Below are 10,835 nucleotides of genomic sequence, written 5' to 3' on the forward strand. Positions count from 1 at the left end.
CGACGAGGGTGATCGTGCCCCGGTCCTCGCTGCCGCCGCCGAGACCGCCCCGCACGCCGCGCGCGGGCGAGGTCGTGGACGAGGTGGTCGGCGAGGCCCCGACGGTGACCGTCTGGGACCCGGCCGTTGTGCCGTCCTCGCAGATCACGGCCACCGTGTGCCTGCCGCTGCTGACGTTCTGCCAGGAGGCGCTGCCGCCCGACAGGGGCACTTGCCTGCCCTGGGCGAAGCTGGCCTGGCCGTTGCTCATCAGTGCGGCATTGCCTCCGTCGGGGCAGGCCTGTGTGGTGACCGTGACCGTCGATCCCCTGGTGCTCACCGAGATTCCCTCGGCGGCGGACGCCGACGGGGCGGTCAGTACCAGCGGAAGCGCGGCCGCGGCGGCGACGGTCAGGCCGGAGCGGACGAATATCTGGTTGGTGCGCATGAGTCTGCCCTCCGGCGGCACGGGAGGCGGTACATCCCATGCGCCGCCGGGGGTCGGGGAGCGCCCGTGCTACCTGCCGACGAGCCAACGTGCCATCCGCCGGGGCCGCATGCGGACGGCGACCGGGCAGGTGACGGAATCCTTCGTACGGCGGACAGGACCGGCGGCCTGCCCGTCGTCACGGGCGTCAGCCGGTGGTGACCTGCCGTTCGGCGGACCAGCCGCCCCAGGTCCCGTCGGGCAGCTTGGCCCGGAGTTTCACGCGGTGCGTGTCACCCGGCTCCTTGCCCACGTAGAAGCTGTGCCTGGCCTTGTCGCGGGGAGCGGTGCCGCCGAACACCAGGGAGGTGGCGTTCTTGCCGTCGAGGTGGATCTGGTACTCCGCCACCGCGCCGCCCGTGCGCGGTGGCGTCCACGCCAGGTCGATGTAGTACGCCCCGTCGGCCTTGCGGGTCTTCGCGCGGAAGTCCGCCGGTGCCGTGGCACGGCCGTCGTCCCGGCCCGGCGCGGTGGTCAGGCGGACGACGCGGCTCGCGGGCGACGCGTTGTCGGCCGCGTCGAGCGCCTTGACGGTGAAGCGGTAGGCCGTGCCCGGCCGCAGTCCGGTGACCAGGGTCTCGCGCTCGCCGCCGTCCACGCTGTGGATCTTCGATGTGCCCTGGTAGATCTCGTACGAGGCGACGCCCTTGGCGTCCTTCGAGGCGTTCCAGGACAGCCTCACCGCCCGGCTTCCCTCGACCGCGCCCCGCGGGGAGCCGGGCCGTGAGGGCGGTTCGTGGTCCGCGGCGGCCGCCGCGGGTGTGGTCACCGTCAGCTTCTTTCCGGCCGGGCCGACGTTTCCCTCGGCGTCGCGGGCCCGGACGGTGAAGGTGTAGTCCGTGGCGGGCTTGAGGCCGACGACGTCCACCATGTGCTTGCTGCCCGGCACGCGCTCGACCCTGGTGGCGCCCCGGTACACGTCGTAGCCGGTGACCCCGGTGTCGTCCGTGGCCTGGTTCCACATGACGTGCGCGGTGGTGGCGCTGCCCGCCTGGACGGTGAGGCCGCGCGGGGCGGTCGGCGGCTGTACGTCCTTCGCGTCCTGGCCGCCGCCCCAGGAGCAGGCGGTGAGGGTGCAGGCGGTGAGGGCGAGGAGGGCAGACAGGTGGGGGGTCCGTCGCACGGTCGTGCCTTCCATTCGGGCGGCATTGGTCCGGACCTATTTGACACAGGTGTCGGGTGCACATCAAGGGGTGTGCGCGTGCGTCTCAAGGGGTGTGCACGTCACGGGGGCCGCGTGCGCCGTCCGGTGCCGGACGGCGGCCGAGGTGTACGACCCGGAACAGCCCGGGATGTCTGGTCATGTACTTCCGACCGCAGGCCGCCGCTCGTCCCACCGGGCCGCCGTCAGACCCCGCCCTCCAGGAAAGGTCCCTCTCGTGCGTACCAGGAACACGGCGCTCGCCCTCGCCGCCGGAGCCGCCCTGCTCGTCCCCGCGCCCCTGTCCGCGTCGGCGTTCGGGCAGCGGAGCGAAACGAACGGCAACTCGGCTCAGGTCCGGCAGAGTTCACCGCCGCGGCCCGAGGCTTCCCGGGCGTCCCGGACACACGCAGAAGGCTCCGTCTCCGCCGCCGCACTCCTCGCCAAGGCCGCCGGGCCCTGTAAACAGGTCTCGCGCGGCAAATACCGTACGGACGACGGGGCCGCCGAGAACATCCCCGTCTGCGCCAAGCGCGGCGCGGTGCTGTGGACCGCCGACATGGACATCGACTGCGACGGGCGGCCGAGTACGGCCTGCAACCGGCGCACGGACCCGCTGTTCCAGGACACCACCGCGTTCCAGGAGTCCAACGGCCGCCAGCTGAGCTCGGAGTACCTTCCCTACATCGTCGTGCCGGGCGCGAGCAGCCGCTGGAACCACACCAAGCACGGCATCACCGGCGGCTCGGTGGCCGCCGTGATCCACCGGGACAAGGTTCTGTACGCCGTCGTCGGCGACACCGGCCCCACCGACCTCATCGGCGAGGCGTCGTACGCGGCGGCGAAGTCGCTCGGCATCAGCCCCGACCCCCGCAAGGGCGGCACCGCTGCGGGCGTCACCTACCTCGTCTTCGACGGACCCAAGGCGTCCCCCATCGAGAACCACCGGGCCGCGGTCACCCGGGGTGACGCGCTGGCCCGGCAGTTCCTGAGCCAGAACTGAGCGCCCGGCCTCACACCTTCCGGTAGGAGTAGGCGTCCGCCGCCGCGGCCTCCACGGCCACGACGTCCGAGCCCGCCGACGCGGCCACGACCGCGGCGACCGCACCCTCGACGAACGGGGCGTCCACCAGGCGGGCGCCATCCGGGAGCTCGTCGCCCTCGGCGATCAGCGCCTTCACCGTGAGGACCGCGCTGCCCAGGTCGGTGAGGATCGCGACACCCGCGCCGCGGTCCACCTTCGCGGCCGCTTGGGCGATGAGCTCCGAGCTCGTGCCGAAGCCGCCGTCCTCGGTGCCGCCCGCCGCGGCCACGGGCGCGGTCGCCCCGCCGCCCGCGAGACCCGTGGCCAGCGCGGCGACGGACTCGGCGACGGCGCCGCTGTGCGAGACCAGAACGATGCCGACCAGCTTGTCGTCACTCACGGCCGGCCTCCGCGGTCTGAACGAGCGCGTCGAAGAGCAGCGCGGAGGATGTCGCGCCGGGATCCTGGTGCCCGATGCTGCGCTCACCCAGATAGCTGGCCCGCCCCTTGCGCGCCTGCAACGGCGTCGTGGCCAGCGCGCCTTCGTTGGCGGCGGCGCGCGCCGCCCCGAACGACTCGCCGAGCGCGTCGACCGCGGGAGCGAGGGCGTCCAGCATCGTCTTGTCGCCGGGAGCGGCACCGCCGAGCGCGCTGACCGCGTCGACGCCGGTGCGCAGCGCGTCGGCGAACTGCTGCTCGCTGACCTCGGCGGCATCACCGAGAGCCTTGCCGGTCCGCCGCAGCAGCGTGCCGTAGAGCGGCCCCGATGCGCCCCCCACGGTCGAGATCAGCTGCCGTCCCGCCAGGGTGAGCACGGCGCCGGGCGTGGCGGGCGCCTCCTTCTCCAGGGTGGTCACCACGGCGGCGAACCCGCGCTGCAGATTGCTGCCGTGGTCGGCGTCGCCGATCGGCGAGTCGAGCTCGGTGAGCCGCTCGGCCTCCCGGTCGACGAGAGCGGCGGCCGAGGTCAGCCAGTGTCGGAAGAATGCGGCGTCGAGCACGAAAACTCCTTGCGCGGTAGAACAGCGGTAGAACGGTCGGGTACCGATACCCCGGTCGCAGGCCGGGGCGGCCGGTGGATCAGACGCCCCAGCGAAGCCCGGCGGTGCGCACCGGAGCGTTCCACAGGCGCAGCAGCTCCTCGTCGACCTGGCACAGGGTGACGGACGCGCCCGCCATGTCCAGCGAAGTGACGTAGTTGCCGACCAGTGTGTGCGCGACGACGACACCGCGCTCGGCGAGCACACGCTGGACCTCGGCGTTGAAGCCGTACAGCTCCAGGAGGGGAGTGGCGCCCATGCCGTTCACGAGCACGAGCACCGGATTGCGCGGGTTGAGGTCCTCCAGGACGGCGTCCACGGCGAAGTCCGCGATCTCGCTGGACGTCATCATCGGGCGCCGCTCACGGCCGGGCTCGCCGTGGATGCCGACGCCCAACTCCAGCTCGCCGGTGGGCAGATCGAAGGTCGGGCTGCCCTTGGCGGGCGTGGAGCAAGGGCTCAGGGCGACGCCGAAGCTCCGTGCGTTCTCGTTCACCTGCCGGGCGATCGCCTCGACCCGCTCCAGGGGCATGCCCTCGTCGGCCGCCGCCCCGGCGATCTTCTCCACGTAGAGCGTCGCGCCGGTGCCGCGCCGCCCGGCCGTGTACAGGCTGTCGGTGACCGCCACGTCGTCGTTGACGAGGACCTTGGCGACCTGGATGCCCTCGTCCTCGGCGAGCTCGGCGGCCATGTCGAAGTTGAGGACGTCACCCGTGTAGTTCTTCACGACGAACAGCACCCCGGCCCCGCTGTCCACGGCGGCGGCCGCCCGCACCATCTGGTCCGGCACCGGCGAGGTGAACACCTCGCCGGGACAGGCGGCCGACAGCATCCCCGGCCCCACGAACCCGCCGTGCAGCGGCTCGTGCCCCGATCCGCCTCCGGAGACGAGGGCGACCTTCCCGGCGACGGGGGCGTCCCTGCGCACGATCACGCGGTTCTCGACGTCGATCGTCAGATCGGGATGCGCGGCCGCCATGCCCCGCAGCGCGTCCGCCACGACCGTCTCCGCGACGTTGATCAGCATCTTCATCGGTACCTCCTGGTGGGGTGGGCGTTTAAGTCTCGGCGCCGGGTATTTCCGGGTCAAGCAGCGCGTTTGCGGATCCGGGGCCAAGCAGCGGGGGGCGGGTGCGGCGGGAGGCACGGGACAAGCGGCGGGCTTACGGTGAAGCGACGGGAAACCTGAACCGGCCCGCCGGTCCGAGCCGCCCCGCACGCCGTCACCCGCGAGGAGAGCCGCCCATGCCGATCGCGACCTACACGCTGGTTGCGCTGGACTGCCCCGAGCCCGCGTCGCTGGCCCGCTTCTACCAGGCCGTGCTCGGCGGCGAGGTCCGGCAGTACAACGAGGAGTGGTACGACCTCCACGCCCCCGGCGGCCACCGGATCTCCTTCCAGCGCGCACCGGACCACCGGCCGCCCAAGTGGCCGCAGGGCGCCTCGGACTCCCAGCAGCTGCATCTGGACTTCACCGTCACCGACCTGGACCGGGCGCAGGACGAGGTGCTCGCCCTCGGCGCGAGGGCCCTCGACATCGACGACGACGGCGGAGCACGCGGCTGGCGTGTCTACGCCGACCCGGCGGGGCACCCGTTCTGCCTGTGCGTGGCGGAGTGAGCGGCGCACGGCCGGCATCAGCCCGGATGGCCGGGGTCGAGGTCGGTGACGTCGCTCAGGCGCAGCAGCTTCTCGTGCGGTGACGCGTCCCCGCCCGTCTCCACGGGCGTGAGATGGAAGCCCACGTGGTCTCCCCAGTCGGCGTACCGCTCCACCCTGCCGACCCACCAGGAGCAGGAGTCCGTGAGCACGGGAACGCCTCCCGCGCCCGGCTCCCAGCGGACGCCGGCGAACTTGTCGAACCGTGCGCCGCAGGTGCCGCCGAACGTCCGCGCCAGGTGGTGCTCGTCCCGCCTGAGCAGATGCACCCCGAGGAATTCGGCACGCCGGGCCGTTTCGTACGTGTGGTTCGCCCGGGAGAGCCACACCGCGAAGCGCGTCGGGCTGAGCGAACACTGCGAGGCGAAGCCGACCAGGCAGCCCTTGGGCGTGCCGTCGTCGGCGGCCGCCGTCACCACGAGCATCGGGTAGTCGAGCCGGTCGGTGAACCCGTCCACTGCCACCAAGGCGACCACCTCTCCTGTGTCTGTGACCTGTCCGCTGCTCCACCGTCACATATGACGAGGGGCGCACCCAAGCTCCTGGGTGCGCCCCTCGGGACATCTCATCGTGGCACGCGTGATCGCTCAGCGCATGTCAGTGCCGGCCGGTGTCCGACAGCTTCCAGCGCTGGTTGGCGCCGGAGTTCGGTGTCCACGTCGTGACGGCGGCTCCGTCGTGCGTGGCCTGGCCGCCGACTTCCAGGAGCCGTCCGGTGGCCGCGTTGACGAGGGTCCACGTGCCGTCACCGGTCGTGGACATGACCCACTGGGCGGCCTCGGGGCGGGGGCCGGTGTCGGGCTCGACCACCGGGGCGCCGTCACGGACGGCAAGGCGCCCCTCTCCCGCCGGGTCGGTGAACACATACCGCCGCTGGTTGCCCGGCTCACCGCTGATCTGGCGCAGCAGCCACCGCTGGCCCGCGGTGTCCGCGGCGGTCTTGATGACCAGGCCGGTGCCGTTGCCGTCGACGGCGAGGTTCTTGCCGCTCTGGACGCCGGTCAGTTCGTACGTGTGGTTCTGCTGGAGCTCGGCGGCGTCCTTCGCGACCCCGGAGACGCCCTTGACGAGGAACGAGGTCACGGACTGGGCGGGCACCTCGAAGGTGGCCTTCCTGTCGCTGACCTTGATGGCGCGGTGCCGCTCCAGCCTGCCCCCGGCGCTGGTCACGACGGGCGTGACGGTGGCTCCGGCGCGCACCCGGCCGAACTTGGACAGGTCGAGCGTGACCGTGCGCGCGGCAGTGGTGCTGTTGACGTGCACAACCGTCGCGCCGTCGCCCTTGCGGTTCACGGCGGCGGCACTGGAGGTGTCGTCGACCTTGACGAGCCGGTCGCCGGGCTTGATGAAGTGGGTGAAGTTGCGGGCCGTGTCGAACTTGGTGTTCGTGCGGACCGGGCAGGTCTCCGACGTGTCCTCGGAGGTGCAGCTGAACGGCAGCTGGATGCTGCCCCAGTTGCCGCCCTCGGCGGACTCGCCGCCGGGCTTCATGTTGTCGTAGTCCTCAACCGGCTGCCAGAACACCCAGGCCTTCGGCTCCAGTTCACGCAGGTCGTCGACCATCCGCTGGGCCAGGCCGAGGCCCGGCCGCATGTCGTCGAAGTCCTGCCCGTCGCCCCAGTCGCCCTCGACCTCGCTCATCCACAGCGGCTTGCCGGCCGCCTTGGCCAGGTCGCGGACGCTGGTGCGGCCGTCCGTGCCGTAGGTGTGGACGTTCATCTGGCCGACGGCGTCCCGTACGTCCTGCGGGTAGGTGTTCCAGTTCCGGGTGAAGGTGGTCGGGTTGGTCTCGTCCATGGCGGCGATCGCCGCGCCCGTCCGGGACTTCTCCAGTGCCGGGTCCAGGGCCTTGATCACCTTCTGCTGGAGCTCGGGGCCGATGTGCGCCCCTTCCTGCCGGCCGCCGACCGGCTCGCCGTCGGCCCCCAGACGGGTGCCCCAGTAGTCGGTGTTGGGTTCGTTGAACGGATCGAAGGTGTCGACCTTGATGCCGTGCGCCTTCTCCAGGCGTTCGGTCGCGCCCACCAGGTAGGAGGCGAAGTCGTCGACCGACCCGGTCTTCAGCTGGTCGCTGCCCGCGTCGAAGTTGCCCGAGACGTAACCGCTCTCGGTCATGAACCAGGGCGGCGAGTTGCTGAACGTCTCCCAGTGGTCGACGTCGTTCTTGATCCGGTCGACCCACCAGCGCTGGGTGGCGTCGGCCTTCGGGTTCCAGTCGGCCTTGTCCGCGGCACTCCACCAGTCGGTGTCCTCGCGGGTGGTGCCCGCGGGCGCCTTCCACCAGCCCTCGACCGCGCCGCCGGGGCGCAGATAGTCCTTGACGTCGGGGGCGTTGCCGCCGCCGATGTTGTAGCGGGCGATGTTCAGGGCCAGGCCGTCGTCGCCGAAGAGGAGCCGAGCCAGCTTCTCCCGTATCTCCTCGGGGTAGTCGCCGGTGGCGTTGGCGAACCAGACCAGGCTCGTGCCCCAGCCCTCGAACTTCTCGTGCTGGTACGAGGGATCGGGCCGGACGGTGACCTCGGCGGATGCCGCCGCGGCCGGTTGCGGCGGCGCGGTCAGCAGGGCCGCCCCGGTGGCCAGGGCCGTGCAGCCGACGATGCCGGCCAGTCGTCTCGTGCGGGTACGCGATGCCAACGTGTGCTCCCAACGTAGGTGACGGGGTGGCGCGGTACAGGAGGGGGAGGCGTCAGGAGGCGGGCTGTCGCAGCACGGCGACGCCCCTGGGCGGCAGGACGAGACCGCCGTCGGCCGCGTCGCCGGTTTCGCCGGTGAGGACGTCGCCGGTGAGTCCCGGCAGCGGCACGGTGTCGTCCGTACGGTTGACCAGGAACAGGTAGCGGCTCCCGGCATCGCGGCGGACGGCCGTCTCGACGCGTCCCCGCGCGCATTCGGGCAGTTCGCTGCGGACCCCGGCCGGGGCGAGGAGCCGCGGCAGCAGGGCGGCCAGGCCTTCCGCGCCGAGCCGCGTGGAGACGTACGCCGCCGAGCCCGCCCCCGCCGTGCGGCGGGTGACGGCGGGCCGCCCGGCGTAGGCGCCGCTCGCATACCGGGCGAGCACTGCCACCTCAGGGCCCGTAACGGTGATCCGGTCGGTCCACACCGTGCCCGTGGTGGCGTCGTCCAGGGCGACCGTGTCGTCGTCGAGCAGCGGCCCGAACTCCTCGACGCGGATGCCGAGCAGGTCACGCAGGGCGCCGGGATAACCGCCGAGCCAGATGTGGTCGTTCTCGTCGACGATGCCGGAGAAGTACGTCGTGACCAGATGACCGCCGCCCTCGACGTACCGCGTGAGGTCCTTGGCCAGTGCCTCGGGGACCACGTGCAGGACGGGCGCGATCAGGACGTCGTACGGGGCGAGGTCGTTGTGCGTGGTCACGACGTCGGCGCGGATGCCGAGGGCCAGGAGCGCGGAGTACCAGTCCAGGGCCTCCCGGTGGTAGTCGACGCGCGATGTGGGATGGGAGTCCTGCTCGCTTGCCCACCACGAGTCCCAGTCGAAGAGGACGGCCACCCTGGCCGGTTCGCGCCCGGACCCCGCGACGGGCGCGAGCGCTTTGAGGGTCTGCCCCAGAGCGGTCACCGCTCGGAACAGATCGCTGTCGGCCCCGGCGTGCGGCACCATCGCCGAGTGGTACTTCTCGGCGCCGGCCGCCGACTGGCGCCACTGGAAGAAGCACACGGCGTCCGCGCCGTGCGCCACGTGCAGCAGGGAGTCGCGGGCGAGTTCGCCCTCGCCCTTGGCCAGGTTCACGGGCTGCCAGTTGACGGCGCTCGTGGAGTGCTCCATCAGGAACCACGGGCGGTGGCCCGCGAGGGAACTGGTGAGGCCGGCGGAGAAGGACAGCTCGTCACGGGCCTGCGGCCCGGGCACCACGTAGTGGTCGTTCGAGACGAAGTCGACCTCGCCCGCCCAGTCGGCGTAGTCCATGCCCTTGGTGCCGCCCATCACCATGAAGTTCGTGGTGACGGGCACCTGCGGGGTCAGCTCGCGCAGGACGTCCCGCTCCGCCCGCAGATAGTCCTTCAGGGCGTGGGACGAGAAGCGCTTGAAGTCCAGCTGCTGGGTGGGATTGGGGTGCGACGCCGCCAGCCGCGGCGGCAGGATCTGCTCCCAGTCGCTGTAGCGCTGGGACCAGAAGGCCGTGCCCCAGGCGTGGTTGAGACCGTCGAGCGTGCTGTAGCGGGCGCGCAGCCAGCCGCGGAAGGCGCGGGCCGCGTCGTCGGAGTAGTCGTAGATGTTGTGGCAGCCCAGCTCGTTCGATACGTGCCAGGCCACGAGCGCCGGATGGTCGGCGTAGCGCCGGGCCATCTCGCGCACCAGGCGCAGCGCGTGCTGCCTGAAGACGGGCGAGGTCGGCCGCCAGTGCTGCCGCGCCCCCGGCCACACCGTCTCACCGGTCGCGGTCACCGGCAGGATCTCCGGGTGCGCGGCGGTGAGCCAGGGCGGCGGGGAGGCGGTGGCGGTGGCCAGGTCGACCCCGATGCCGCCCGCGTGCAGCAGGTCTATGACCTCGTCGAGCCACGCGAAGTCCCAGGTGTCCGCGTCCGGCTGGATGCGCGCCCAGGAGAAGATCCCCACGGAGACGATGTTGACGCCGGCCTCGCGCATCAGCCGGACGTCCTCTTCCCAGACGGCGCGCGGCCACTGCTCGGGGTTGTAGTCGGCGCCGTACGCGAGGGCGGGGGTGACGTCACCGTCCGGTCCGCGCAGCAGCCGGGACGGGAGGGTGGGGGGCATGGTGGTCCTTCCTCAGGGGTGCTCGGGGTGCTCGGGGTGCTCGAGGTGTAGGGATGCGGGGGCGTGCCGTGTCACTTCTGGACGCTGAAGCCCTGCTCGGAGCCGTACTTGACGGAGGCGTCCTGCCAGGACTCCAGGCCCTTGGACAGGGGAGTGCCCGAGACGTAGGCCTTGCCCGCGGTGTCGTTGAAGATCGAGTTGGCGTACACCTGGTAGGGCAGGTACGTCCAGTCGTCGGCGACGTTCGCCGCGGACCGGGCGAAGACCTTGTTGGCCTTCTGGCCGCCGAAGTAGGCGAACTCGGTCTCCTGGAACGCCTTGGACTGAAGGTCCTTGGTGGTCGCCGGGAAGGCGCCCTCCGAGATGCGGGTCTGCACGCCCTTGCCGGAGTTGGCGTACTCGACGAACGCGTAGGCCAGTTCCTTGTTCTTGCCGAGCTCGGGCAGCGCGAGCGAGCTGCCGCCGTTCTCGGCGCTGGCCTTGTCGCCCGCGGTCCACTGCGGCAGCGGCGCCGCGCGCCAGTCACCGGCGGCCTCCTTGACGCCGGAGGCGAAGTTGGCGGGCATCCAGGCGCCGGAGGGCAGGGTCGCGATGGTGCCGTCGCCGAAGGCCTTGTACCACTCGTCGGTCCAGGGGTTGATCGGCGCGACGAGCTTCTCGTCGATGAGCTTCTGCCAGGTGCCGGTGTAGGCGCGGGCGCCCTTGTCGGTGAAGTCGATGCCCACCTTGGTGCCGTCGACCTTGTAGGGCCGCGAACCGGCCTGCCA

Annotated in this window: 10 protein-coding genes and 1 pseudogene; 2 read left to right on the forward strand and 9 right to left on the reverse strand. The window is 71.8% G+C overall.

All coding sequences use genetic code 11. The annotated features are described in order from the left end of the window. Nucleotides 1-427, reverse strand: a 427-nt coding sequence (locus tag ACQKIP_RS28420; protein WP_427744490.1) for a hypothetical protein, incomplete at its 3' end; no start/stop codon positions are given. Nucleotides 428-614: 187 nt separating this feature from the next. After that, nucleotides 615-1,604 (reverse strand): fibronectin type III domain-containing protein, encoded by a 990-nt coding sequence (locus ACQKIP_RS28425; RefSeq protein ID WP_427744492.1) that lies wholly within the window; start codon nt 1,602-1,604, stop codon nt 615-617. 241 nt (nt 1,605-1,845) lie between these two features. On the opposite strand from ACQKIP_RS28425, the gene ACQKIP_RS28430 reads away from it, so the two are divergent. After that, entirely contained in the window at nt 1,846-2,610 is a 765-nt protein-coding gene (locus ACQKIP_RS28430) for a glycoside hydrolase family 75 protein (RefSeq protein WP_365859703.1), read from the forward strand. 10 nt (nt 2,611-2,620) lie between these two features. Here the strand turns inward: ACQKIP_RS28430 and ACQKIP_RS28435 are convergent, their stop codons facing one another. The 3 genes from ACQKIP_RS28435 to dhaK all read right to left on the reverse strand — a co-directional run bounded on the left by ACQKIP_RS28435 (nt 2,621) and on the right by dhaK (nt 4,704). Beyond that, entirely contained in the window at nt 2,621-3,031 is a 411-nt protein-coding gene (locus ACQKIP_RS28435; RefSeq protein WP_365859702.1) for a PTS-dependent dihydroxyacetone kinase phosphotransferase subunit DhaM, read from the reverse strand. Then, on the reverse strand, nt 3,024-3,632 hold the full coding sequence (dhaL, locus tag ACQKIP_RS28440; RefSeq protein WP_365859701.1) for a dihydroxyacetone kinase subunit DhaL: 609 nt from the start codon (nt 3,630-3,632) through the stop codon (nt 3,024-3,026). The genes ACQKIP_RS28435 and dhaL overlap by 8 nt, the downstream gene beginning before the upstream one ends. A 79-nt stretch (nt 3,633-3,711) precedes the next feature. Further along, entirely contained in the window at nt 3,712-4,704 is a 993-nt protein-coding gene (gene dhaK / locus ACQKIP_RS28445) for a dihydroxyacetone kinase subunit DhaK (RefSeq protein ID WP_361183279.1), read from the reverse strand. Between the two features lie 212 nt (nt 4,705-4,916). Between dhaK and ACQKIP_RS28450 the strand changes: the two genes are divergently transcribed. Continuing rightward, entirely contained in the window at nt 4,917-5,291 is a 375-nt protein-coding gene (locus ACQKIP_RS28450) for a VOC family protein (protein ID WP_365859700.1), read from the forward strand. A 17-nt stretch (nt 5,292-5,308) separates the two neighbouring features. Here the strand turns inward: ACQKIP_RS28450 and ACQKIP_RS28455 are convergent, their stop codons facing one another. The 4 genes and pseudogenes from ACQKIP_RS28455 to ACQKIP_RS28470 form a co-directional block, all read right to left on the reverse strand. Beyond that, on the reverse strand, nt 5,309-5,797 hold the full coding sequence (locus ACQKIP_RS28455) for a flavin reductase family protein (protein WP_365859699.1): 489 nt from the start codon (nt 5,795-5,797) through the stop codon (nt 5,309-5,311). Nucleotides 5,798-5,927: 130 nt separating this feature from the next. Continuing rightward, the gene (locus ACQKIP_RS28460; RefSeq protein WP_365859698.1) at nt 5,928-7,964 is read right to left on the reverse strand and encodes an RICIN domain-containing protein; all 2,037 of its coding nucleotides are present in this window, start codon (nt 7,962-7,964) and stop codon (nt 5,928-5,930) included. Nucleotides 7,965-8,016: 52 nt separating this feature from the next. Continuing rightward, nucleotides 8,017-10,068, reverse strand: coding sequence for a beta-galactosidase (locus ACQKIP_RS28465; protein WP_365859697.1), 2,052 nt, complete (start codon nt 10,066-10,068; stop codon nt 8,017-8,019). Between the two features lie 71 nt (nt 10,069-10,139). Next, a pseudogene (locus ACQKIP_RS28470) lies at nt 10,140-10,835 on the reverse strand (sugar ABC transporter substrate-binding protein); the annotation flags it as partial.

The sequence above is a fragment of the Streptomyces sp. NPDC059900 genome (assembly GCF_050270335.1).
Lineage (GTDB): Bacteria > Actinomycetota > Actinomycetes > Streptomycetales > Streptomycetaceae > Streptomyces.